General features: G+C 73.1%; 22 protein-coding genes. 8 read left to right on the top strand and 14 right to left on the bottom strand.

Going from position 1 to position 22,595, the window contains the following annotated elements; translation table 11 throughout:
- Positions 1-107 precede the first annotated feature (107 nt).
- A complete protein-coding gene (locus ACIBTU_RS24205; RefSeq protein ID WP_399128476.1) occupies positions 108-2,375 on the top strand; it encodes a protein kinase in 2,268 nt (755 codons plus the stop codon).
- Between the two features lie 152 nt (positions 2,376-2,527).
- Complete coding sequence (locus ACIBTU_RS24200; RefSeq protein ID WP_399128475.1) at positions 2,528-3,001, top strand: DUF6314 family protein; 474 nt, start codon at positions 2,528-2,530, stop codon at positions 2,999-3,001.
- On the opposite strand, the gene ACIBTU_RS24195 is transcribed toward ACIBTU_RS24200, so the two are convergent.
- A complete protein-coding gene (locus ACIBTU_RS24195; RefSeq protein WP_399128474.1) occupies positions 2,949-3,527 on the bottom strand; it encodes a histidine phosphatase family protein in 579 nt (192 codons plus the stop codon). The genes ACIBTU_RS24200 and ACIBTU_RS24195 overlap by 53 nt on opposite strands.
- Positions 3,528-3,575: 48 nt before the next feature.
- Positions 3,576-5,003, bottom strand: coding sequence for a PLP-dependent aminotransferase family protein (locus ACIBTU_RS24190; protein ID WP_399128473.1), 1,428 nt, complete (start codon positions 5,001-5,003; stop codon positions 3,576-3,578).
- Between ACIBTU_RS24190 and ACIBTU_RS24185 the strand changes: the two genes are divergently transcribed.
- The 4 genes from ACIBTU_RS24185 (at position 5,002) to ACIBTU_RS24170 (ending at position 7,881) form a co-directional block, all read left to right on the top strand.
- A complete protein-coding gene (locus ACIBTU_RS24185) occupies positions 5,002-6,021 on the top strand; it encodes a DMT family transporter (protein WP_399128472.1) in 1,020 nt (339 codons plus the stop codon). The genes ACIBTU_RS24190 and ACIBTU_RS24185 overlap by 2 nt on opposite strands.
- Positions 6,022-6,059: 38 nt before the next feature.
- Positions 6,060-6,254 carry a DUF1918 domain-containing protein gene (locus ACIBTU_RS24180; RefSeq protein ID WP_399128665.1) on the top strand — a complete coding sequence of 65 codons (195 nt, stop codon included), beginning with the start codon at positions 6,060-6,062 and terminating at the stop codon, positions 6,252-6,254.
- A 296-nt stretch (positions 6,255-6,550) separates the two neighbouring features.
- Positions 6,551-7,411 carry a 3-hydroxybutyryl-CoA dehydrogenase gene (locus ACIBTU_RS24175; RefSeq protein WP_399128471.1) on the top strand — a complete coding sequence of 287 codons (861 nt, stop codon included), beginning with the start codon at positions 6,551-6,553 and terminating at the stop codon, positions 7,409-7,411.
- A 212-nt stretch (positions 7,412-7,623) separates the two neighbouring features.
- Positions 7,624-7,881 (top strand): hypothetical protein, encoded by a 258-nt coding sequence (locus ACIBTU_RS24170; RefSeq protein WP_399128470.1) that lies wholly within the window; start codon positions 7,624-7,626, stop codon positions 7,879-7,881.
- A gap of 20 nt (positions 7,882-7,901) precedes the next feature.
- Here the strand turns inward: ACIBTU_RS24170 and ACIBTU_RS24165 are convergent, their stop codons facing one another.
- The 9 genes from ACIBTU_RS24165 to infC form a co-directional block, all read right to left on the bottom strand.
- On the bottom strand, positions 7,902-8,429 hold the full coding sequence (locus ACIBTU_RS24165) for an NUDIX hydrolase (protein WP_188339935.1): 528 nt from the start codon (positions 8,427-8,429) through the stop codon (positions 7,902-7,904).
- A 105-nt stretch (positions 8,430-8,534) separates the two neighbouring features.
- Positions 8,535-9,875 (bottom strand): transcriptional regulator, encoded by a 1,341-nt coding sequence (locus ACIBTU_RS24160; RefSeq protein ID WP_399128469.1) that lies wholly within the window; start codon positions 9,873-9,875, stop codon positions 8,535-8,537.
- A 342-nt stretch (positions 9,876-10,217) separates the two neighbouring features.
- Positions 10,218-12,731, bottom strand: coding sequence for a phenylalanine--tRNA ligase subunit beta (gene pheT, locus ACIBTU_RS24155; RefSeq protein WP_399128468.1), 2,514 nt, complete (start codon positions 12,729-12,731; stop codon positions 10,218-10,220).
- On the bottom strand, positions 12,731-13,867 hold the full coding sequence (pheS, locus tag ACIBTU_RS24150) for a phenylalanine--tRNA ligase subunit alpha (RefSeq protein WP_399128467.1): 1,137 nt from the start codon (positions 13,865-13,867) through the stop codon (positions 12,731-12,733). The genes pheT and pheS overlap by 1 nt, the downstream gene beginning before the upstream one ends.
- Before the next feature lie 328 nt (positions 13,868-14,195).
- Positions 14,196-15,284 carry an ATP-binding protein gene (locus ACIBTU_RS24145; protein WP_399128466.1) on the bottom strand — a complete coding sequence of 363 codons (1,089 nt, stop codon included), beginning with the start codon at positions 15,282-15,284 and terminating at the stop codon, positions 14,196-14,198.
- Between the two features lie 55 nt (positions 15,285-15,339).
- Positions 15,340-16,179: a TrmH family RNA methyltransferase gene (locus ACIBTU_RS24140; RefSeq protein ID WP_399128465.1), complete on the bottom strand. Its 840-nt coding sequence runs from the start codon at positions 16,177-16,179 to the stop codon at positions 15,340-15,342.
- Between the two features lie 175 nt (positions 16,180-16,354).
- Complete coding sequence (rplT, locus tag ACIBTU_RS24135; RefSeq protein WP_017241732.1) at positions 16,355-16,741, bottom strand: 50S ribosomal protein L20; 387 nt, start codon at positions 16,739-16,741, stop codon at positions 16,355-16,357.
- A 98-nt stretch (positions 16,742-16,839) separates the two neighbouring features.
- Positions 16,840-17,034: a 50S ribosomal protein L35 gene (rpmI, locus tag ACIBTU_RS24130; RefSeq protein ID WP_003977225.1), complete on the bottom strand. Its 195-nt coding sequence runs from the start codon at positions 17,032-17,034 to the stop codon at positions 16,840-16,842.
- A 123-nt stretch (positions 17,035-17,157) separates the two neighbouring features.
- On the bottom strand, positions 17,158-17,862 hold the full coding sequence (gene infC / locus ACIBTU_RS24125; RefSeq protein WP_399128664.1) for a translation initiation factor IF-3: 705 nt from the start codon (positions 17,860-17,862) through the stop codon (positions 17,158-17,160).
- 366 nt (positions 17,863-18,228) lie between these two features.
- Between infC and ACIBTU_RS24120 the strand changes: the two genes are divergently transcribed.
- Positions 18,229-18,606, top strand: coding sequence for a DUF1844 domain-containing protein (locus ACIBTU_RS24120; RefSeq protein WP_188339929.1), 378 nt, complete (start codon positions 18,229-18,231; stop codon positions 18,604-18,606).
- 31 nt (positions 18,607-18,637) lie between these two features.
- Here the strand turns inward: ACIBTU_RS24120 and ACIBTU_RS24115 are convergent, their stop codons facing one another.
- Positions 18,638-19,387, bottom strand: coding sequence for an SseB family protein (locus ACIBTU_RS24115; RefSeq protein WP_399128464.1), 750 nt, complete (start codon positions 19,385-19,387; stop codon positions 18,638-18,640).
- Between the two features lie 77 nt (positions 19,388-19,464).
- Between ACIBTU_RS24115 and ACIBTU_RS24110 the strand changes: the two genes are divergently transcribed.
- Positions 19,465-20,184 carry a serine hydrolase gene (locus tag ACIBTU_RS24110; protein WP_399128462.1) on the top strand — a complete coding sequence of 240 codons (720 nt, stop codon included), beginning with the start codon at positions 19,465-19,467 and terminating at the stop codon, positions 20,182-20,184.
- On the opposite strand, the gene mycP is transcribed toward ACIBTU_RS24110, so the two are convergent.
- Together mycP and ACIBTU_RS24100 are read right to left on the bottom strand one after the other, a co-directional pair.
- On the bottom strand, positions 20,168-21,334 hold the full coding sequence (mycP, locus tag ACIBTU_RS24105) for a type VII secretion-associated serine protease mycosin (RefSeq protein ID WP_399128461.1): 1,167 nt from the start codon (positions 21,332-21,334) through the stop codon (positions 20,168-20,170). The genes ACIBTU_RS24110 and mycP overlap by 17 nt on opposite strands.
- Positions 21,331-22,473: a hypothetical protein gene (locus ACIBTU_RS24100; protein WP_399128460.1), complete on the bottom strand. Its 1,143-nt coding sequence runs from the start codon at positions 22,471-22,473 to the stop codon at positions 21,331-21,333. Before ACIBTU_RS24100 ends, mycP begins: the two co-directional genes overlap by 4 nt.
- Positions 22,474-22,595: the final 122 nt, after the last annotated feature.

The following is a 22,595-nucleotide window of genomic DNA, read 5'->3' as shown; positions in this document are numbered from 1 at the left end:
TCCCCCGCGCCCGGCCCTTCCCCTCTCTCGCACGGTAAGCGCGGCGGCCGGGCTCCGCGATCCGGCGGCACGGCCTAGGCTCGGTGGCCGGGACCGAGAAACGGTCCGTGAGGGGGGACGGGGTGCGGGGGCATCGGCTCAGCGGGCGGTACGAGCTCGTGGAGGTCATCGGGGCGGGCGGGATGGGCGAGGTCTGGCGGGCGCGGGACCTGCAGCTCGACCGGGACGTGGCGGTCAAGGTCCTCAAGGGCGGCGGGGACGGGGGCGCGGAGGAGTCCGAGGCGCTGGCCAGGTTCCGGCGCGAGGCGCTGGTCGCGGCGGCGCTGGACAGTCCGTACGTCGTGGCGGTGCACGACCACGGGATCGACGGGACGCGTCCGTACCTGGTGATGGCGCTGGTCGCCGGGCGGACGGTGCAGGAGATCCTGCGCGACGAGGTACGGGTGTCCGTGGCGGACGCGCTGGCGTGGACGGCGGACGTGTGCCGGGGCCTGGACGTGGCGCATCGCGCGGGCGTCGTGCACCGGGACATCAAGCCGGCCAACATCATGGTCTCCGAGGAGTCCGGGGTCTCGCGGGCCCGCATCGTGGACTTCGGGATCGCGCGCTACGTGGCCTACCGCGCCGCCGATCCACGGCTGACGCACACGGGGCAGCTGCCGTTCGGGAGCGTGCAGTACATGGCGCCGGAGCGGTTCCGCGACGGGGCCGGGGACGCGAGCGCGGACCTGTACGCGGTGGGGTGCGTGCTGTACGAACTGCTCGTCGGGCGGCCGCCGTTCGTCGGTGACGCGGCGGGCGTGATGTTCAACCACCTCAACGACGTGCCGCTGCGGCCCAGCAGGGCGCGGGCCGAACTGACGCCCGCGGTCGACCGGTTGGTGCTCGACCTGATGGCGAAGGAGCCCGGGGAGCGGCCCGCGGACGCGCGGGAGGCGCTGGAGCGGGTGCTCGCGGCGCGGCCGGGTACGAAGCCGGCGCCCACACCTGTCCCGACTCCGGCTCCGGCTCCGAAGCCCGTGCCGGTGGTGAAGGACGCCGTACCCGTCGCGAAGCAACCGGAGCCCGCACCCGCACCGGAGCCCGTGAGGACGCCGGTGAGCGCCTGGACGCCCGCTCCCCCGGCGCCCCGCCGCTCCCGTCGCGGTCCCCTCCTCGGCGTGGCCGCCGCGCTGCTCGTCCTCGGGGTGCCCACGGCGATCGGCCTCTCTGCCGCCTCGGACGGGGAGGACGGCGTCGTCGAGACCGGGCCCGACGGCCCTCCCCCGGTCGCCACGTCGACCGCGCCTTTGGGGACGTACACGATCGGACTCGCCGTGGACGACGACGCGGCGGGTGCCACGGCGAAGGCCCGCGAGCGGACCGTGCGGGCGGCCCTCGACGAGGCGCGCCGGCGCTCGAAGCACAAGGTGCCGCTGGAGGTCGTCACCGTACGGGACGACCAGGAGTCGGCGGCGACCTTCACCGACCGGCACCCGTCGGCACTCGCCCTGATCGGTGACATCGCGGACTTCGACGACCTCGAGGCGGGCATGCCCGTCGTCAACGTGTGCCGGTCGACGTGGGCGGCGGAGGGCGTCGAGTACGGCGTCACGGCGCCCGAGACGGCGGCCGGGCGGCAGGCCGGACGCTATCTGCGCGGTGCCTTCGGCATGGAGCGGGTGATGGACATATCGGAACTGGACTGGACGGCGTCGTACTCGGGCGAGGAGTCGTTCGGTATCGGCCTGCGGGCGTCCGGGCTCACGGCCGACGACACGGTCGACGGGCGGGGTACGAGCACCCCGGACACCGCGAAGTTCCTGAAGGACCTGGACCGCAAGCGTTCACAGCTGGTCGTGGTGAGCGACCTGCCCTCGCACGACGACGAGGACCGGATCGAGAAGATGATCGAGCGCGGAACCTCCCTCGCCGTGCGTGACGCGTACGCGAACGCCTGCGACACCCCGGAGGACCGCGCCATGTTCGACCGGAACGACGCGCAGCTCCCGGACGGGAGCCTGCGCTTCCGCGCGTTCAACGACGAGCGGCAGAAGCCCGACTGCGCGGACTTCCCGAAGCTCTGCTCGGCGCCCGCCGAGGTACGCGCGCTCCTGAAGCACCGGGGCACGGCGGAGCTGTACGACACGACGCTGGCCGTCGCGGCGGCGGTGGACCGGGCGCTGGGCGCGGAGCGGCCCGCCGTCGAGCAGCTCGACATGGTGCGGGCCCAACTGCGCACGGACCTCGACGACGTGGAGGTGGACGGACTGCTCGGGCACTACGCGTTCAAGGGTCACCGCGCCCAGGACCGCCCCGTGTGGGTCGACCGACGGGTGAAGGGGTCCTGGAAGCAGCTCGGCACGGTCGAGGGGCTGACCGGAGGGACGTCCTGACGCCGATTCCCGACGAGGTGACATCGGTTTCCGGCTGCGGCCCGAGCCGTGGAACCGGCAGGAGAGCTCGCTCGGCAGGACCTGCCCGAAGCCGGGCGTCCTAGACTGCGGCGGATCCGGGAGACAGGGCTTCGGTGGAAGGGGCGAGGGGCGTGGGCGAGACCTGGGCGGTGCCCGACGCGCTCGGGTTTCTGGGCGGGCGCTGGGACGTCGAGCGCAGCGTGCGGGACCTGTCCGAGGACGTCACGGGCCGCTTCGTCGGGACGACGGATTTCGGCCTGGCCGGGGACGGCGAGGGCGGGCTGCGGCACTTCGAGTCCGGGGCGTTCACCTGGCGCGGGGTCGCGCGGCCAGCCGAGCGCACGCTCTTCTTCCGGCCCGGTGACGAGCCCGGCACGGTCGTGGTGCGCTTCGCGGACGGCCGGTTCTTCCACGGCCTCGACCTGCGCACGGGCACGCACGTCACGGACCATCCGTGCGCGGCGGACCTCTACCGGGGCACGTTCACGGTGACCGGACCGGACGTCTGGCGGTCGGTGTGGCGGGTGCGGGGCCCGGCGAAGGACCTGCTCCTCACGACGGACTACCGCCGAGCCGCAGGTTCCAGCGCCCCGGCTGCCCGCTGACGGTGGCCGTCGACAGGGGGCGTACGTCGATGTTCCAGTACGTCGACGGGGGCGCCTTCAGGGCGTAGACGAGCGCGGCCCGGACGACGGAGGGCTCGGCGATCGCGACCATCCGGGTGCCGTCGTCGGCGGGCCGAGTGTCCAGCCAGGTGCCGACGCGGGAGATGAAGGCGAGCAGCGGTTCGCCGCCGTGCGGGGCCGAGCGGGGGTCGCGCAGCCAGTGGTCGACGGCGGCCGGTTCGACGGCCGTGACCTCGCCGAGGGTGCGGCCGCGCCAGCGCCCCATGTCGCAGTCGCGCAGGGCGGGCTGGACGAGCGGGGCGAGTCCGAGGGCGTCGCCGGTGGCCCGGCTGCGCGGGGTGGGTGAGCAGTAGCGCAGTTCGGCCGCGGCGAGCGCTCCGAGCACCGGTCCCACGCGCTGCACCTCGTACCAGCCGGCCTCGTCGAGCGGGCGGTCGTCGTCGAAGCGCTCGGCGAGCAGGGAGGAGCTGCGCGCGGCGGCGAGAAGCGTGACGCTGAGCTGCATGGGCCCGATGGTCTACTCGCTGGTAGGAGAGGTCAAGGGCCGCGTCCGTCAGGGTTCGGCCCAGGCCGCGGCGAGGCGCCGTACGCCCTCGGTGATCTCGGCGGCCCCGGCGACGGCCACGAAGCTGAGCCGCAGGTACGGGGCCGGCGGCTCGGCCGCGAAGTAGGGACGGCCCGGGGGCACGGCGACGCCGGCCCGCAGGGCGCTCGCGACGAGGCGCTGCTCGTCGGTGCCGTCGGGGAGCCGGGCCCACAGGTGGTAGCCGCCGGAGGGGATGTGGTCGACGGACAGCTGGGGCAGCCGCTCCGCGATCCCGGCGGCGAGGAGGTCCCGCCGGTGCTTGAGTTCCGCGGCGACGGTGCGCAGGTGGCGCGGCCAGGCCGGGGAGCCGACGAGTTCGAGGGTGGCCTCCTGGAGCGGGCCCGGCACGAAGAGCTGGTCGACGACCTGGATGGCGCGCAGCCGCTCCAGGACCGGGCCGCGGGCGGCGAGGCAGCCGATGCGCAGGCTCGGCGAGGTGGCCTTGGTGAGCGAGCAGACGTGCACGACGACGCCGTCGGGGTCGTCGGAGGCCAGCGGCCTGGGCAGCGGTCCGGCATCGGAGTGGACGAGCCGGCGCACGAAGTCGTCCTCGACGACGAAGGCTCCGGCGGCGCGGGCGATGCGCAGCACCTCGGGGCGGCGCTCGGGGGCGAGGACGGCACCGGTGGGGTTCTGGAACAGGGGCTGGCAGACGAAGAGGCGGGCGCCGGTCGCTTTGAAGGCCTGTTCGAGCAGTTCGGGACGGACGCCGTCGTGGTCGACGGGGACGGGTACGGGGCGGAGCCCTGCGGCGCGGGCGATGGCGAGCATGCCGGGGTAGGTGGGCGACTCGACGAGGACGGGGGCGCCGGGCGGGGCGAGGGCGCGCAGCGCGGTGGCGAGGGCGGACTGGCCGCCGTTGGTGACGAGGACCTCGGCTGCGGTGACGCCGCCGCCGACGCCGCGGGCGAACCAGTCGCGCAGTTCGGGGAGTCCGTCGACGGGCGGGCGGTTCCAGGCGCCGGGGCGGCGGCCGGCCCGGGCGAGGGCGGCGGCCATGGCGGCGGTCGGCTGGAGGGCCTGGTGCAGATAGCCGCCGTTGAACTCGATGACGCCGGGCGGCGAGGCGGCGAGTGTGATGAGGACGCCGGACGCGTCGACCGCGCGCGGGACGGGTTCACCGGCGGTCTCGGCGCTGAGCGCGACCTCCTGCCAGGAGGTGTCACCCACGGGTGCGGTGGCGCGCGGTGCGGCCTTGAAGGCGCCGGCGCCCGGGCGGGTCACGACGAGGCCCTCGGCGGCGAGCTGGGCCAGGGCCCGGGAGACGGTCACGGGGCTGACGCGAAAGCGGTCGACGAGGGCCCGGCTCGACGGCAGCTTCTCACCGGTCGAGTAGCGGTTCAGCTCGGATCGGAGCTGTTTCGCCAGTTCATCCCCACTGCTACGCTCATGCATGAGAGCAGAGAATAGCGCTATCGCGCCGAGCGGAGTAGCAGTCGACCCCTCGGCGGACACGTCGGCGAGCACCTCGGCGGACACGTCAGCGGGCTCCTCGGCAGGCACCTCGGCGGATGCCCGGGGCGGCCCCGGTTCCGGCCGCGGCCTGCTGCTCGCGGCGGCAGGGGTCGCCACGTTCTCGCTGACCTTCCCCGGTACGGCCTGGGGCCTGGAGGGGTTCGGGCCCTGGTCTCTGGTGAGCCTGCGGGTGGTGCTCGCGGCGCTGATCGCCGGCGGCTGTCTGCTCGCGCTGCGGATACCGGTGCCGCGACCGCGCGACTGGGCGGGGCTCGCGGTGGTCGCGGGCGGCTGTGTGCTCGGCTTCCCGATGCTGACGACGCTGGCCCTGGAGACGGCGACGACCGCGCATTCCGCCGTCGTCGTGGGCCTGCTGCCGCTGACGACGGCCGCGGTGTCGGTGTTGCGGACCGGCGCCCGGCCGTCGCGCGCGTTCTGGTGCGCGGCCTGCGCGGGCGCCGCGGCGGTCCTCGCGTTCACGGTGCAGCAGAGCGGCGGCGCGCTCGGCCGCGCCGATCTGTATCTGTTCGCGGCCCTGCTCGTCTGCGCGGCCGGTTACGCGGAGGGCGGGCGGCTGGCCTCCGTCATGCCCGGCTGGCAGGTGATCGGCTGGGCCGTCGTCCTGTCGCTGCCGCTCGCGATCGTGGGCGCGGCGCTCGCCCTGCCGCACGAGCCGGTGCGGCTCACAGCGCACAGTGTGGCGGGCCTGCTGTGGGTGTCGGTCGGCTCGCTCTTCCTCGGGATGGTCGTCTGGTACCGGGGCATGGCGCTGATCGGTGTCCCCCGGGCCAGCCAGGTGCAACTGGCGCAGCCGCTGCTCACGCTGGTGTGGTCGGTGACGCTGCTCGGGGAGCACCTGCCGGTGGCGGCGCCGCTCACCGCGGTCGTGGTCCTGCTGTGCATCGCGGTGACACAGAGGTCCGGCCGACGGGGGTCCCGAAAGGGACGAGAAGCCTAAACTGGGCGTACCGACGTGTATGGCGAGGAGGTTCCGTGATGCAGGCAAGCGAAGGAGACCGGCTGCTGGTCCACGGCCGGGTCGTCGGCCAGCACGACAAGGTCGCCGAGATCATCGAGGTCCTCGGCGGCGACAGCGGCCCGCCGTTCCGTGTCCGCTTCGAGGACGGTCACGAGGCGATCGTGTCACCGGGCCCCGACTGCGAGGTCCGGCACGCGACCGCCACGGCCTAGAGCCCGGCGGGGTTCGGCCCACATCCGACCCCGCACCCCGTCCCACACCCCACTGCGAACCCCACTCCGCACCCCCGTTCCCCACCCCACCCGCACCTCTCACACCGGCGCCTCCGTGGACGTGAGATACGTCCCATGGATGCGCCGGTTCCGTTGTGCCACCGTGTGGCCGGGGCGATCCGGCGTCAACCCGGGCTCCACTCCTGCCCCTACGACGGGGTAACGTGCAGCCCCGGTAGACCCCCGATCCCCGGCGACCCCGGAAGATCAGCGAAAGGCACGAGGTGACGGACCCCTTGACTGACATCCAACGCGTCGGAGTGGTGGGCTGTGGCCAGATGGGCGCGGGGATCGCAGAGGTCTGCGCCCGCTCCGGCCTGGACGTGAAGGTGGCCGAGACCACCGGCGAGGCTCTGGAGATCGGTCGGACCCGACTGCTCAACTCGCTCGCCAAGGCCGCCGAGCGCGGCAAGATCACCGAGGAGGAGCTGGCGGAGACGCAGGCCCGCCTCACGTTCACCACGGACCTCGGCGAGTTCGCCGACCGCGACCTCGTGATCGAGGCCGTCGTGGAGAACGAGCAGGTCAAGACGGAGATCTTCCAGGTCCTCGACCAGGTCGTCACCCGCCCCGACGCCATCCTCGCGTCGAACACCTCCTCCATCCCGCTGGTGAAGCTGGCCGTCGCCACGTCCCGCCCGGACCAGGTCATCGGCATCCACTTCTTCAACCCGGCCCCGGTGCAGAAGCTCGTCGAGCTGATCCCGGCGCTCACCACGTCCGAGGGCACGATCAGCCGCGCCCAGGCCATGGTGGAGAAGATCCTCGGCAAGCACGCGATCCGCGCCCAGGACCGCTCGGGCTTCGTCGTGAACGCGCTGCTCGTGCCGTACCTCCTCTCCTCGATCCGGATGTTCGAGTCCGGCATCGCCAGCCGCGAGGACATCGACAACGGCATGGAGATGGGCTGCGCCCACCCGATGGGCCCGCTCAAGCTCTCGGACCTGATCGGCCTCGACACGATCGTCTCGATCGCCGACTCGATGTACGCCGAGTACAAGGAGCCGCTGTACGCCGCTCCCCCGCTGCTGCAGCGGATGGTCGACGCGGGCCGGCTCGGCCGCAAGACGGGCTCGGGCTTCTACACGTACGCCTGAGCCGTGCCCCGCGGGGCATCACACTCCGTGCTCGCCGACGGGCCCGGTGTTCTTCGGAACACCGGGCCCGTCGCGTTCGCACGGGGCACGCGCGCGTGACCCGCATATGCCCTCCGCACACGCTCCCGCCGCGCCCACCAGGCGAGTTGACTTCCCGTGCGCACCAAGGTGCGTACGACAAGGAAGTGACGGCTACGGAAAGGAGCGGACCCGTGACCACCGACCCGGAGCGTCCCGTGGTCCCCGAGGAACTCGCAGAGTTACGCCGCGTCTTCGAGGTCGGGCTGACCCGCGTCGACGGCCGGCTGGCCCTGCTGGCCCACCGCGACGACGAGACGGCCAAGGACCAGGACGAGCTGAACGCACGCGTCACCGCGCTCGAGCACACCCGCTGGCCGCTGCCCGCGGTGGCCGCGCTGGCCGCCGTCGGCGCCCTGACCGTCGCGGTCTGGCAGCTGCTGGGCCGCTGACGCCGGGGCGAGACCCGTCCTCACAGGCGCATGTGATGGAGCAGGAGTAAGGCGGCCGCCATGTTGGCGGCCGGGACCTCACCCCGGGCGATCATGTCGGGGACGAGCTTGAGCGGGACCCATTCCCTGCGGTCCGACTCGAAGTCGTCCTGGGGGTGGCCGATGTACGTCCCTTCGTCGGTCCAGTAGATGTGGTGCCGGGCGTCCGTGAGGCCGTTGGACGGTTCGACACTCATCAGGTGCCGCAGTGGTCCCGGCCGCCAGCCGGTCTCCTCCTCCAGTTCCCGCGCGGCCGCGTACGCGATGTCCTCGCCGTCCTCGACGACGCCGGCCGCCAGCTCCCAGCCCCAGCTGTCGGTGATGAAACGGTGCCGCCACAGCAGGAGTACTTCGTTCGCCTCGTTCACCACCGTGGCCACGGCCACGGGGCGCAGCCGGATGAGGAAGTGGTCGAGGTGCTGGCCGTCAGGGAGTTCGACATCTGCCAGATTGACGCTGAACCACCTGTTTTCGTACACGGTTTGCTCGTTCTGTTTCGTCCACTGCACGGTTCTGCCACCTTCCGCCGAGTTGATGGCAATATCGCAGCAGGGGTGTGAACGAGCGCCTCTCGAAAGGGACCAGAAAGAACCCAGAGGGAATCGGACGGGGGCTCAGAGCGGCACGCGCAGCGCTCCGTCGATGAGCTCGGCGGCCTCGGCCGTGCCGGCGCACCCGCTGCGCACCAGGTGCTCGCGGACCGCCCGGAGTCTGTCGCGCAGCCGCTGCGACTCCATCCCGCGGGCCCGCTCGGCCATCTCGACCGCGGTGGCCACGGCCTGTTCCGCGTTGCCCTGGCGCAACTGGATCTGACTGAGCACCGCGAGCCGGTGCACCCGCCCCCGGTCGTGCGCCGGCGTGTGCACGGCCTCCTGCGCGTGCTCCTTGGCCCCCGCGCAGTCCCCGAGGCGGAGCAGCGCCTCGGCCACCTGGACGTTGACGAACCCGGGCTGCACGTAGCCCGTCTCGTCCGGTTCGTGGCCGCGCCGGATGCGGTCGGCGGCGGACTCGGCACGCCGGACGCATTCCAGGGCGCTCGTACCGTCGCCGATGTGCGCGTACGCCTTGGCCTGCATCGCGTACAGGTCCGAGGCGAGCGCCGGGGTGATGTGCCGCCCGGCGGCCCGCAGCGCGGCCTCCGCGAACGCGACGGCCTGCCGGTGCTCGCGCATGTGCAGCGCCTGGTTGACCAGCAGCGCTATCACGTACGCGCCGAGCCCCCGGTCCCCGCTGGCCTTCGCGAGCCGCAGCGCCTGGTGGAAGTAGCGCTGCGCGAGCCCGTGCGCGTCCGAGTCGTAGGCGCAGATGCCGGCGATGGCGACGAGCCCGCCGGTGGCCCGGTGCAGCTGACGGCCCGTCGCGTCGGTGTAGCGGCCGCGCAGCAGCGGCGCCGCCTCCGCGTTGAGGAAGCCGACGATGCGGGTGCGGGTCGCTATGCCGCCCGCCTTGCGGTACATCTGCTCGTAGTGGGTGCGCGCCGAGCGCATCATGTCGAGGTCGGCCTGGCTGACCGGGTGCCGGCCGCCGCGGGACACGTCGTTGTCCTCCGGCGGGTTCTCCCACTCCCAGACCGGCATCACGGCCGGGGTCCCGGTGACGGCCGGGGCGTCGAGGACGTGCCGGCGCTGCTGCTCGTCGGAGCGCCACAGGGCGGTGGCCCGCTCCACGAAGCCGGACAGGCTCGACCCGTGCGCCGAGGCCGGCTCGCCGGGGATGCCGAGGCCGATGTCGTCCAGGGTGAGGTGCCGCTGGAGCCGTCCGGCGAGGACCTCGCAGATCAGATCGGGGACCTGGCCGCGCGGGCGCTGGCCCTTCAACCAGCGGGCGACGGCCGTGTGTTCGTAGCGCAGCGCGAGTCCGCGGGCCTTCCCCGCCTGGTTCACATGGGCGGCCAGGCCGGCATGGGAGATCCCGGCCTCGTCGAGGATCGCGTCGAGCAGGGTGTTGGGCTGCATGGAGGCCCTCCGTTGGCTCGGTGGCGTCAGCCTAGGGCAACCGCCTTCACACGGGGTGTGATCGGAATACCCGACTCCGGGCGGTGTGCACTCTGTTGCTCCCGGTATCCGCCCGCTTGACTGAACTGCCTCGAAAGAGAGGCCGGCCGGGTCGTCGGCTCCCCCTCGTACAGACGACGGCCCGTGCTTGCGCCGTCCGCCCGCTCGCCTGCCCGACAACTCCTGCGGCGGGCGGACGGCGCCGATCCAGCGGCCGGCCTCAGGTCCACGGAAGGTGGTCCCACAGAGAAGGGGCGCATCCGGTGATCCGGATGCGCCCCTTCGTCCTGTCCTGCCGTGGCGTCAGGCGCCGCGCAGCACCGCGCCCGTGATCTCGGCCGCGTGGGCGACCGCCGCGTCACGCGCGGCGCTGGCCTCCTCGACCGTCAGGGTCCGGTCGGCGGCACGGAAGCGCAGGGCGTAGGCGAGGGACTTCTTGTCCTCACCGAGCTGCTCCGCGTTCTCGTACACGTCGAACAGCCGGACCGCCTCGAGCAGTTCACCGGCGCCGGTCCGCAGGGCGTCCTCGACGACCGCGGTCGGCACGTCCTTGCCGACGACGAGCGCCACGTCCTGGGTGGCCACGGGGAACGTGGAGATCCGCGGGGCCTGGAGCGCGCCCGTGGAGGCCTGCTCGACGAGGTCGAGCTCGATCTCCATCGCGCAGGTGCGCTCGGGCAGGTGCAGCGCCTTGACGACGCGCGGGTGCAGCTCACCGGCGTGGCCGACGAGCGTCTCCGTGCCGTCCACCGTCGCGTACAGCGCGGCGCAGCGGCCCGGGTGCCACGGCGCGTGCTGGTCGGCGCGGACGGTCAGCTCGACGCCGGCCTCGCGGGCGACGATCCGGGCGGACTCGACGGCGTCGGCCCAGGTCGCCGGGTAGCCCTTGCCCCACCAGCCGGCCTGCTCGCGGGCGCCCGCGAGGACGACGGCGGCGCGCCGCGGCTGGCGCGGCAGCGCCGAGGTCAGCTCCGCGATCTCCTCGTCGGTGGGCCGGCGGTCGACGGGCAGCCGGACCGCCTTGTGCTCCTGGCCGGTCGGCCGGAACACCAGGCCCGTCTCGAAGAGCGCCAGGTCGTGGCTGCCGCGCCCGTCGTTGCGGCGCAGCGCGGACAGCAGGCCCGGCAGCAGCGTCGTACGGAGCGAGGGCTCCTCGTCGGACAGCGGGTTGACCAGCTCGACCGTGACGCGGCGGGCGTCGTCCGCCTCGAGGCCGAGGGCGTCGAGGGCGGCGGCGCCGATGAACGGGTAGTTCAGCGCCTCCACGTAGCCCGCGCCGGCCAGCGCGCGGCCGACGCGGCGGTGCAGCCGCTGGCGCTCGGTCAGGCCGCGGCCCGCGGGGGGCCTCGGCAGGGTCGAGGGCAGGTTCTCGTAGCCCTCGAGCCGGATGACCTCTTCGGCCAGGTCGTTCGGGTCGGTCAGGTCGGGCCGCCAGGACGGCACGGTGACGACCAGCTCGTCCTGCCCGTAGACGTCGCAGCCGACCTGCTGGAGGCGGCGCACGACGGTCTCGCGGCCGTAGGCGACGCCCGCGACCTTGTCCGGGTGGTCGGCGGGGATCGAGATGGTGCGCGGGGCGCCCGGGGAGATGACCTCGGTGACGCCCTCCTCGGCGGTGCCGCCGGCGAGCAGCACCAGGAGGTCGACGACGCGCTGGGCGGCCGCCGAGGCGGCCATCGGGTCGACGCCGCGCTCGAAGCGCTTGGACGCCTCGGAGGTCAGTTTGTGACGGCGCGCGGTGCGGGCGATGGTGATCGCGTCGAAGTGCGCGGCCTCGATGACGACGTCGGTGGTGCCGGCGTCCTCGGAGTGGTCGGCGATCTCCGTGTTGGCGCCGCCCATCACGCCGGCGAGGCCGATGGGGCCGCGCTCGTCGGTGATGACCAGGTCCTCGGCGTCGAGCGTGCGCTTGACGCCGTCGAGCGTGGTGAGCTGCTCGCCCTGCGTGGCGCGGCGCACCCCGATCGTGCCCTGGACGAGGGTGCGGTCGTAGGCGTGCAGCGGCTGGCCGAGCTCGAGCATCACGTAGTTCGTGACGTCGACGGCGAGCGAGATCGGACGCATGCCGGCCTTCTGCAGGCGGCGCTGCAGCCAGATCGGCGAGCGGGCCTCGGGGCTCAGACCGGTGACGGTGCGCGCGGTGAAGCGGTCGCAGCCGATCGGGTCGGAGACCTGGACCGGGTAGCCGTGCGCGTTCGGCGCGGGGACGTCCAGGAGCGCCGGGTCGCGCAGCGGAAGCCCGTACGCGATGGCGGTCTCACGGGCGATGCCGCGCAGGGACAGGCAGTAGCCGCGGTCCGGGGTGACAGAGATGTCGAGGACCTCGTCGACGAGCTGGAGCAGCTCGATGGCGTCGCGGCCGACCTCGGTCACCGGCGGCAGCACGATGATGCCGTGCGTGCCGTCGTCGCCCATGCCCAGCTCGTCGGTGGAGCAGATCATGCCGTGCGAGGTCTTGCCGTACGTCTTGCGCGCGGCGATCGCGAAGCCGCCGGGCAGCTCGGCGCCGGGCAGCACGACAACGACCTTGTCGCCGACCTGGAAGTTCCGGGCGCCGCAGACGATCTCCTGGGGCTCACCGGTGCCGTTGGCCTGGCCGACGTCGACGGTGCAGAAGCGGATCGGCTTCTTGAAGCCCTCGAGCTCCTCGATGGTCAGCACCCGGCCCACCACGAGGGGGCCCTTGATGTCCGCGCCGAGCTGCTCGACGGTCTCGACCTCGAGGCCGACCTCGACCAGCTTCTCCTGTACGTCGCGACCGGTCTCGGTGGCCGGCAGGTCGACGTACTCCCGCAGCCAAGAAAGCGGGACCCGCATCAGATCTCCATCCCGAACGGCCGGGTGAACCGGACGTCACCCTCGACCATGTCTCGCATGTCTTCCACGTTGTGGCGGAACATCAGCATCCGCTCGATGCCGAACCCGAAGGCGAAGCCGCTGTACTTCTCGGGGTCGACGCCGCAGGCCACGAGGACCCGCGGGTTGACCATGCCGCAGCCGCCCAGCTCGATCCAGCCCTCGCTGCCGCAGGTGCGGCACGGACGGTCCGGGTTGCCGACGGACGCGCCGCGGCACACGTAGCAGACCATGTCCATCTCGGCGGACGGCTCGGTGAACGGGAAGTAGTTGGGGCGCAGCCGGGTCTTCATGTCGTCGCCGAAGAGCGCCTGGACCATGTGGTCCAGGGTGCCCTTCAGGTCGGCCATGGTGAGGCCCTCGTCCACGGCGAGCAGCTCGATCTGGTGGAAGACCGGGGTGTGCGTGGCGTCCAGCTCGTCCGTGCGGAAGACCCGGCCGGGGCAGACCACGTACACGGGCGGCTCGCGGTCGAGCAGCGTGCGGGCCTGGACGGGCGAGGTGTGCGTGCGCAGCACGACACCGGACTCGTCGCCGACCGTCTTCTCGCGGCCTTCGGGGCCGGCCACGAAGAACGTGTCCTGCATCTGCCGGGCCGGGTGGTCGGGCGTGAAGTTCAGGGCGTCGAAGTTGAACCACTCCGCCTCGACCTCGGGGCCCTCCGCGATCTCGTACCCCATGGACACGAACACGTCGGCGACGCGCTCCATCATGGTGGTGAGCGGGTGCCGGGCGCCCTCGGGCACGCGGTCGTAGGGCAGCGTGACGTCCACGGCCTCCTCGACCAGGACGCGCGCGTCACGCTCGGCCTCCAGCTCGACCTGGCGGGCGGCGAGGCCCCGGCCGACGGCGGCGCGGGCCTGCCCGACGAGCTTTCCGGCCGCGGCCTTGGCCTGCGGCGGCAGCGCGCCGATCTCGCGGTTGGCGAGCGACAGCGGCGAGGTGCCGCCCGCGTGCGCGACCTTGGCCTCCTGAAGCGCCTCGAGCGAGTCCGCGGCGGCGAAGGCGGCGAGCGCCTCGTCCCGCACGCGCTCGATCTCTTCCGGTTTCAGTGCCTCGACCTCGACAGGGTCGTACGACTTGTTCGGTGCCGACATCTCTTCCCGTGCTTCCGATTGGCTGGCGGATGGCCCCGTCTGCGACGCGTCCTGCCTTGGGGACTAACCGTCTCTGATCTGGAGACGCAATGTGCCAAAGGACGAGTCTAGACGAGTGAGCCCGTGCCCCCGACGTCCGTCCGAAGGACGGGCCAGGATCGGTCTGGTGCGTGCGATCGCAAGGCGGAGGAGGGAGTCGACGCGGAGCGTCGGCGAGTGACGACAACGCCGCGAGCGTGCGTGCCAGACCGATCCTGGCAGGCGGGGGCACGGGCTCACTCGTCTGGGCGGGGGTGAGGTGTGCGAATGCGCCCGTGGGCCGGTCTGCTCAGGCGTTGAGATACGCCGGCGTGGCCACGGGCAGCATAAATCGGAACCGGGCGCCGCCGCCGGGCGCGCGCCCGACCGTGATCGAACCCCCGTGGGCCTCGACGATGCCCTTCACGATGTACAGGCCGAGCCCGGTGCCGCCGCGCTTGCTGCCCCGCCAGAAGCGGGTGAAGACGCGGTTCATGGACTCCTCCGGGATGCCGGGCCCCTCGTCGCTCACGGTGACCGACGCGCCGACGGGGTCGGTGGGCTCGACGTCAATGGTGACGGTTCCGTCGCCGTGGCGCACCGCGTTTTCCAGGAGATTGCTGAGCACCTGGTCGACCTTGTCGGGATCGGCCCACACCCTGGGCAGCGGCTGGGTGACCCGGAGCAGGAACCGGTCGGCGGGCTGTCCGGAGGCGACGTGGGCCTGGATGTGCCGGGAGACGGCGGCCGCCACGTCGACGGGCTGGCGGCGCACCTCCAGCCGGCCGGAGTCGATGCGGGAGATGTCGAGCAGCTCGGCGATCAGCCGGGTCACGCGGTTGGCGTCGGCGTCGACGGTCTCCAGCATGAGCCGCTTCTGCTCGTCGGTGAACCGCTCCCACTTCGCGAGCAGGGTCGCGGTGAACCCTTTGACGGAGGTGAGCGGGGAGCGCAGCTCGTGGGCGACGGTGGCGATCAGCTCGGCGTGACTGCGCTCGGTGCGGCGCCTGGCCTCGGTGTCGCGTATCGAGACGACGACCCGGCGCACGGGCCCGGTGGGGCGGCTGCGCACGTACCGCGCGGTGACCAGGACCTCCCGGCCGCCGGGCAGCAGCAGGTTCCGCTCGGGCTGGCCGACCCGGATGGCGAGTCCGCCGTACGGGTCGGTGAGCTGCCACCAGCGCCGGCCCTCCAGGTCCTCCAGCGGCAGCGCCCGCTCCAGCGAGGCACCGAGGGCGCGCTCGGCGGGGACGGCGGTGATGCGCTCGGCGGCGGCGTTGAAGCAGACGACGCGGCCGCCCTCGTCGGCGACGACGAGCCCGTCGGAGAGGTCGTCGGGGTCCAGGCCGAGTCCCGCGGGGTCGCTCACCCGCGCGGGCCTGCTGGTGCGGACTGTCATCTCCCCGTACCCCACCTCTCGAAACGGCGCAGTGGGCCCCGAGTCCGTCACCCTACTAGCTGGACGTGACGGACCGGCACCCTCCGGGCGCGCGCTGTGCCCGCGCGGACGCGTACAGGCACACGGCGGCGGCCGTGGCGAGGTTGAGGCTCTCGGCCTTGCCGTGGATGGGGACGCGGACGACGGCGTCGGCGAGGGAGCGGGTCTCCTCGGGCAGTCCCCAGGCCTCGTTGCCGAAGACCCAGGCGGTGGGGGTGCCCATCGTGCCCTGGTCGAGCTCGTCGTCGAGGTCGTCGTCCCCGGCGCCGTCGGCGGCGAGGATGCGCACGCCGGCCGCCTTGAGTCCGGCGACGGCCTGCTCGACGGGGACGCCGACGGCGACCGGCAGATGGAACAGGGAGCCGACCGAGGCGCGAACGGCCTTCGGGTTGTACAGGTCGACGGAGGCGTCGGTGAGGATCACGGCCTCGGCGCCCGCGGCGTCGGCGCAGCGCAGCACGGTGCCGGCATTCCCGGGGTCGCGGACGTGCGCGAGGACGGCGACCAGCTTCGGCCGGGCGGCGAGGATCTCCTCGAACGGCGTGTCCAGGAAGCGGCAGACGCCGACGAGGCCCTGCGGGGTGACGGTGGTGGAGATGTCGGCGATGACGCTCTCGTCGGCGAGGTGCACCCCGGCGCCGGCGGCGCGGGCCTCGCCCACGATGTCGGCGTAGCGCTCCGCGGCTTCGACGGTCGTGAACATCTCGACGAGCCCGCCGTGCGCGGCGGCCTCCCGCACGGCCTGCGGCCCCTCGGCGAGGAACAACCGCTCCTTCCCCCGAAAGTTCCGCTTCCCGAGCCGCCGGGCAGCGGAGACACGGGACGACTTGGGAGAGATCAGTTCGGGGCTAACCATGAGGACTCACCTAGGGGCAAGCGCCCCCGAAGGGGCGCGGGGAACTGCGCGCTCAGCCACGAACGGCTCGCACACGGCAGACAACGGACGTCGGCGGACGGGAAGCCGAACGCATGCGGACCCGCAGGCCGGCTGGCCTGCGGGTCCGAATGTCACGTCCGGCTCAGCGGAGCGCTCAGGCGGCAGCCTTGGGCGCGTTCACGTCGGCCGGAAGCGCCTTCTGGGCAACCTCGACCAGCGCGGCGAACGCGTTGATGTCGTTGACGGCCAGCTCGGCGAGGATCTTGCGGTCCACCTCGATGTTGGCGGCCTTCAGACCCTGGATGAGGCGGTTGTACGTCATGCCGTTCTGGCGGGCAGCGGCGTTGATGCGCTGGATCCACAGCTGACGGAAGTCGCCCTTGCGCTTCTTGCGGTCGTTGTAGTTGTAGACCAGGGAGTGGGTGACCTGCTCCTTGGCCTTGCGGTACAGGCGCGAACGCTGACCGCGGTAGCCGCTGGCGGCCTCGAGGATCGCCCGACGCTTCTTGTGCGCGTTCACCGCGCGCTTGACGCGTGCCACTTTGTAACTCCTTGTAGCGGGGCCGGGGTTGTCTTCACCCGACCCGAATTCGAATAGGTCCCGGTCAGTCGATGCTCAGGGTGCTCCGCACCCGAGCATCACTTGCCGAGAAGCTTCTTGATCTTCGCGGCGTCGCCCGGGGCCATCTCGGCGTTGCCGGTGAGGCGACGCGTCACGCGGGACGACTTGTGCTCGAGCAGGTGGCGCTTGCCGGCGCGCTCACGGAGCACCTTGCCGGAGCCGGTGATCTTGAAGCGCTTGCTGGCACCGCTGTGCGACTTGTTCTTCGGCATAGCGCCGTTCTCTCCTCGTCAGTGGCGCTCCCGGCCGGTCCGTGCCAGAGGCCCGGACCGGCCGTGGGGGAACGTCAGTTGTGTCAGTTGGTATCCGGGGCGCACAGGCTGTGCGCCGACGGATCATGCCTCGGCAGGAGCCTCGGCGGGGGCTTCGGCGTCGGCCTCGACCGTGGTCTCGACCTCGGTCTCGGCCTCGGTCTCAGCCGCGTTCTGCGACTTGCCCGGGTTGGCCTTCGCGTCGGCCTTACGTGCGGCCTGCGCCTCACGGGCCTCGGCCATGGCCTCGGTCTTCTTCTTGTGCGGACCGAGAACCATGATCATGTTTCGGCCGTCCTGCTTCGGGTTCGACTCGATGAACCCAAGGTCCTGGACGTCCTCCGCGAGACGCTGCAGCAGTCGGTAGCCGAGCTCCGGCCGGGACTGCTCGCGACCACGGAACATGATCGTGATCTTGACCTTGTCGCCCTGCTTGAGGAACCGGACGACGTGACCCTTCTTGGTGTCATAGTCGTGCGGGTCGATCTTCGGCCGGAGCTTCATCTCCTTGATGACCGTGTGCGCCTGGTTCTTGCGCGCCTCACGGGCCTTCATGGCCGATTCGTACTTGAACTTCCCGTAGTCCATGAGCTTGCAGACGGGCGGACGGGCTGTCGCCGCCACCTCGACCAGGTCGAGGTCGTACTCCTGAGCAAGCTCAAGGGCCTTGGCAAGCGGAACAATCCCGACCTGCTCGCCGCTGGGACCGACAAGTCGCACTTCGGGAACGCGAATCCGGTCGTTGATGCGGGGCTCGGCGCTGATGGATCCTCCTCGGTAGCACCACACGACGGTCTGGCGGACCGCCGCGTAACGTCTGTTACGTAAGTACCAACCGCGCCGAGACACAGAAAATGCCCCGGACGGTACACAGGCGGGGCTCCAAGACTTACCGGAACACCGCACGGCGGACCGCGGGGCGCTGTTCGGACGGCTCCATCGTCCGTACGGAACGATGGTGGCCGTCTGACCGGTGACCCGCCGCCCTGAGGGCGGCCAGGTGGGAGATCGGAGCCTCCACTTGTGGGCCGGTCACCTGAGTCACGAGGACGTGGGCATCCGGCCGGTCGTCACACAAGGTTAGCAGCACTTGGGCGGTGCGCCCAACCGGGTGCGCGGCGCGACGCCGGCCGCGGTCCGCATATCGTGGAGCCCATGAGTGACGCGACCCCCGCTGCTGCCCCCGACGCCCCCGACACCCCTGACTACGACGCCCTGACCCGCGACATCGCGGAGGTGCCCGCCGTCGAGGTCATCGTGACGGTCGCGGTGAACCTGATGAGCGCCGCCGCGGTGAAGCTGGGCCTCACCGAGGAGGGCGACGCCCACAAGGACCTCGACGAGGCACGGAAGCTGGTCTCCGCCCTCGCCGGTCTGCTCGACGCGAGCGCCACCGAGATCAGCTCGTTCCACGCGGCCCCGCTGCGGGACGGCCTGAAGTCGCTGCAGCTCGCCTTCCGCGAGGCCTCGATCGTGCCGGACGAGCCGGGCCAGGGCCCGGGTGAGAAGTACACGGGCGCCGTCTACGGATAGCGGACAACCGAGAACGTCACGTGCGCCCTCCTCAGGGGCGCACGTACAAGGGCTCGCCGGAGGGCGCGGTCCCGGCCGGCAGCAGTGCCAGGTCGAGGCCGCCCACCAGGCGGGCCCTCAGTGTTGCGTCGGCGGCGATGCGCGCGGCGAGGGAGCGGGCGGTGGCCTGGACGTCGGCGTTCGCGTCGAGGACGAGGGCGAGGGTCCCGTCGGTGCCGTCGGTGCCGCCGGAGGGGCCCGGGGCCAGGTGGGCGCGGACGATCGCGGGCTCGGCCGCGACCGCGGCGCGCACGGCCTCCACGACCGCCGGGTCGGCCAGCGGGTCCGTGTCGGTGCGCCCCTCCGCGAGGGCGTACAGCGCGGAGCCCGTCAGCTCGTACGGGACCGGCCCTGCGAGGTCGATGACGACGGTGTCGGCCTTCTCGTGGGCGGCGGCCTGGAGCGCCTGGTGCAGCGGGACGGCGACCGGGCGGGCGTCGGGGTCCCACAGGGCGAGGGACGCGATCGAGGTGAACGCGGGCAGCGCCTTGCGGTCGCCGGCCTTCAGGGTCGGGACCGCCATGTCGCTGGTCTTCTCGCGGCGCAGCCCGTTCTCGTCCTCCTCGACCTCGCCGAGCACGGCCACGATGGGCACGAGCAGCCGGGCGTCCTTGAGGGCGGCCAGGACCGGGCCGTGCGCGCTGCGGTCGGCCGACCAGGCGGCCAGGGCCTCGGCGAGACGCGGGTCCGCGGAGCCGTCGTCGTCGGAGTAGCCGGGGTCGGGAATGTTCTTGTTCGCCACGTTCACCGACCCTACCGAGCGGGCCCGGACCGCACCCCGGCGGACCCTGTCACCGGGCCGGCACTACCGTCTGGGCCATGGACTCCGCCCTCGCCGCAGCACTGGCTCCCGTCGTCGAGGGGCACTCCGGGCGGCTGTCGGTCGCGGTGCTCGATGTGGCCAGCGGCAGATCGGCCGCGTACGCGCCGGGCGGCGGCACGTACGACACCGCGAGCGTCGTGAAGGTCGACGTGCTGTGCGCGCTGCTGCTGGGCGCGCAGGACGCGGGGCGGGAGCCGACCGCGCGGGAGCGGGAGCTGGCCGCGGCGATGATCGAGCGCAGTGACAACGCGGCGACGACCGAGCTCTGGGAAGCCCTGGGGCGGGCGGCGGGGCTCGACGCGGCGAACGCGCGGCTCGGGCTGAGCGGGACGACGGGCGGGGCCGGGCCGTTGTGGGGGCTGACGCAGACCACGGCCGGCGATCAGCTCGCACTGTTCCGGCAGGTGTTCGGGGTCGGCGACGGGCCGGTCCTGAGCGCGGCCTCGCGGTCCTGCGTCGGGGAGCTGATGGGCCGGGTCGTGGCGGGGCAGGCCTGGGGAGTGTCGGCGGCCGGCGCCGCCGAGCTGAAGAACGGCTGGCTGCCGCGCAGCACCACGGGACTGTGGGTCGTGAACAGTGTCGGGCGGGTGAGCGCGGAGGGGCGGTGCGCTCTCGTGGCCGTGCTGTCCGACGGAAGCCCGACGATGGACGCCGGGGTCGCGGTGGTGGAGGCGGTGGCGCGCGTGGCGGTGGAGGTCGTCAGCGGCGTCGGCTGAGGCGGTGGCCTCGCCAGAGGTGGACGGCCGCGCCGAGGAGGAGGACGCCGAGGCCGCCCGCGACCGGGCCGACCCAGGCGGTGCTCGCGGCGTCGTCCGGGTCGTCGGGGCCCGGGCCGAAGTACCGGTCTCTGTACGCGGCCGAGGCCAGGCGCTTCGGCTTGAGCTTCGCCCCGGCGCGGATCGCGGCGGCCGGGTCGACCAGGCCGTAGCCGCGCGAGTCGTCGCGGCCGCCCGAGGGCGGGTCCTGGGCGGTGTCCTCGAGGAGCTTCTTGATCTGGGCGGGGTCCAGGCCCGGGTGGGCCGCGCGGACGAGGGCGACGGCGCCGGAGACGAACGCGGAGGCGGCGCTGGTGCCCCAGGCCGAGTAGTACTTGCGGTCGGGGTCGGCGGTGACGATGCCGCGGCCGGGGGCGGCGACGGTGGCGTACCAGCGGCGGGTGGAGAACGAGGCGCGGGTGCCGGAGGAGTCGACCGCGGTGGCGGTGATGACGCCCGGGTAGGCGGCCGGGTACGAGATGTGGTCGCCCTTCTCGCCGCCGTTGCCCGCGGAGGCCACGACGGAGACGCCCTTCTTCAGTGCGTACTGGACGGCGGCGTCCTCGTCGGCCTCGGGGTGGGCGGTGTCGGAGTCGTCGCCCAGCGAGAGGTTGATGACGTCGGCGCCGTGGTCGGCGGCCCAGCGGATGCCCCGGGCGAGGGCGTCGCCCCGGGTCTCGCGGGCCTTGGCGCGGGCCGGGTCGCCGTCCTCGAGGATGACCCGCACGGGCAGGATGCGCGCTTCGGGGGCGACGCCGACGACACCGTCGCCGTCGTCCTTGCCGTGCCCGTGACCGGCGATGATGCCGGCTATGGCGGTGCCGTGGCGGGCCCAGGGGCGGTCGCCGCGCTCGGCGCCGAAGCCGACGAGGTCCTTGCCGGTCAGGACGTTGCCCTCGAGGTCGGGGTGGCGGTCGTCGACGCCCGTGTCGAGGACGGCGACCGTGATGCCCCGGCCCTTGGTGGTGCGCCAGGCCTCCTCGGTGTGCATCGCGGCGAGGCCCCACTGCTGGGCGCGGACCGCGTCGGCGTGCGCGGCGGTCGACGGGATCAGGGCGACGGCCGCCGCGGTGGCGGCGACGAGGGCGATCCGGTGGGCGCGGCGGGTCATGACGGCTGCTCCGTGGACTTCTGTACGGCCTTGCGCAGGCCGCGCTCGATCCGGTCGGCGACGCCCTGGGCCTCGTGGCCGAGACCGGCCTGGGCGGGGGCGCTGCCGGCGCTCTGCTTCATGGCCTCGGCGGCGGGCTGCGGGTCGCCGACGGTGCGGCCGTCGGCGAAGCCGGAGACGGCGTAGACGACGACCGGGGCGTCGGTGAGGACGTTGATCGTCCAGGAGGCGCGTTGGGCGTCGCCGAAGCCGGCGGCGGCGGTGCCCTCGGCGGCGTAGGGGCGGGGCATGAGGTCCTCGCGGCGGTCCAGGCCCTGCTCGGCGAACCGGCCGTGCAGCGCCTGGGTGGCCTCGGCGTCGGCCTTGGTGAAGAGGAGGCCGACGGTGGTGACGCTGCTCTGGGTGGCGTCGACGTAGGTGGCGCGCAGCAGGCGCAGGCATCCGACGGAGCGCAGGGCCTTGTGGAGCAGCGGGTCGAGGGCCTTGGCGCAGCCGCTGTCGGGGGCGACGGCGATCCGGGTCCAGGTGCGGTCCGAGCCGCCGGGGCCCGCGCCCTCGCCCTTGAGCGTGCGCGGGAAGAGGCGGTCGACGGGGACGCTGTGCCACAGGGCGGCGGCGGCGTGGTACGTGGTCTGCGCGGAGACGGCGGGGCCGTCGTCCTCGCCGGTCAGCAGGAAGCCGGTGGTGGCTCCGCCGAGCAGGCCGATGCCGAGCACCAGGCAGGCCGCGGCGGCGGCTGCGCGGGGCGCGATGCGGTGGGTCAGGTGGCCGAGGGGGCGCAGGCGGGTGGTGCGGTCGTCGTACTGGGGCGGAGGGGGTGCCGAGGTGACGAAGGGGCGGCCCGCGGTGGTCGGGTTCGGGGTGAGGTCGACGCGGCCCGGGGCCCTTCGGGGGGCGGGTGGGGTGTGCGGGCCCGTGCCCGGGTGCGGCGGGATCGGGCGCAGGCGGGTCGTGGTCTCGGTGAGGGGTGCCTCCGGCGGGAGCGGGACCGACTTCGCGCCGTGCGGGGCGGGGGGAGGCGGGGTGGGTGCCGCGCCGCCTCGGCCGGTCGCACCCCTGGCGGGACTGTCCGTGCCCGGCGCCGGTTGCGGAGGGGTGTCCGGGAAGCGGGAGGACGGCGTGGGGGGCGGAGGCGTCACCGGGCGCTTCGGGGCGTCGTCCGGGAAGCGGGAGGAGGCGGTGGGGGGTGGGGGTGTGGGGGGCAACGGGGGGACCGTCGCGGGAGGTTGGGCAGGGCGTGGCGGGACGCGCCGGGCTTCCG

The sequence above is a fragment of the Streptomyces sp. NPDC050145 genome (genome assembly GCF_044460245.1).
Taxonomy (GTDB): Bacteria; Actinomycetota; Actinomycetes; order Streptomycetales; family Streptomycetaceae; genus Streptomyces.
Note: the sequence above shows the minus strand (reverse complement) of the source record. Positions and strands in the feature narration are given on the sequence as shown.

What these genes read in the sequence shown, in the direction of transcription:
- ACIBTU_RS24145 (WP_399128466.1), bottom strand. Translation starts at nt 15,284, where the DNA reads ATGACAGTCCGCACCAGCAGGCCCGCGCGGGTGAGCGACCCCGCGGGA.
- ACIBTU_RS24190 (WP_399128473.1), bottom strand. Translation starts at nt 5,003, where the DNA reads ATGCATGAGCGTAGCAGTGGGGATGAACTGGCGAAACAGCTCCGATCC.
- ACIBTU_RS24180 (WP_399128665.1), top strand. Translation starts at nt 6,060, where the DNA reads ATGCAGGCAAGCGAAGGAGACCGGCTGCTGGTCCACGGCCGGGTCGTC.
- ACIBTU_RS24185 (WP_399128472.1), top strand. Translation starts at nt 5,002, where the DNA reads ATGAGAGCAGAGAATAGCGCTATCGCGCCGAGCGGAGTAGCAGTCGAC.
- ACIBTU_RS24110 (WP_399128462.1), top strand. Translation starts at nt 19,465, where the DNA reads ATGGACTCCGCCCTCGCCGCAGCACTGGCTCCCGTCGTCGAGGGGCAC.
- ACIBTU_RS24195 (WP_399128474.1), bottom strand. Translation starts at nt 3,527, where the DNA reads ATGCAGCTCAGCGTCACGCTTCTCGCCGCCGCGCGCAGCTCCTCCCTG.
- ACIBTU_RS24160 (WP_399128469.1), bottom strand. Translation starts at nt 9,875, where the DNA reads ATGCAGCCCAACACCCTGCTCGACGCGATCCTCGACGAGGCCGGGATC.
- mycP (WP_399128461.1), bottom strand. Translation starts at nt 21,334, where the DNA reads ATGACCCGCCGCGCCCACCGGATCGCCCTCGTCGCCGCCACCGCGGCG.
- ACIBTU_RS24140 (WP_399128465.1), bottom strand. Translation starts at nt 16,179, where the DNA reads ATGGTTAGCCCCGAACTGATCTCTCCCAAGTCGTCCCGTGTCTCCGCT.
- ACIBTU_RS24120 (WP_188339929.1), top strand. Translation starts at nt 18,229, where the DNA reads ATGAGTGACGCGACCCCCGCTGCTGCCCCCGACGCCCCCGACACCCCT.
- rpmI (WP_003977225.1), bottom strand. Translation starts at nt 17,034, where the DNA reads ATGCCGAAGAACAAGTCGCACAGCGGTGCCAGCAAGCGCTTCAAGATC.
- pheT (WP_399128468.1), bottom strand. Translation starts at nt 12,731, where the DNA reads ATGCGGGTCCCGCTTTCTTGGCTGCGGGAGTACGTCGACCTGCCGGCC.
- pheS (WP_399128467.1), bottom strand. Translation starts at nt 13,867, where the DNA reads ATGTCGGCACCGAACAAGTCGTACGACCCTGTCGAGGTCGAGGCACTG.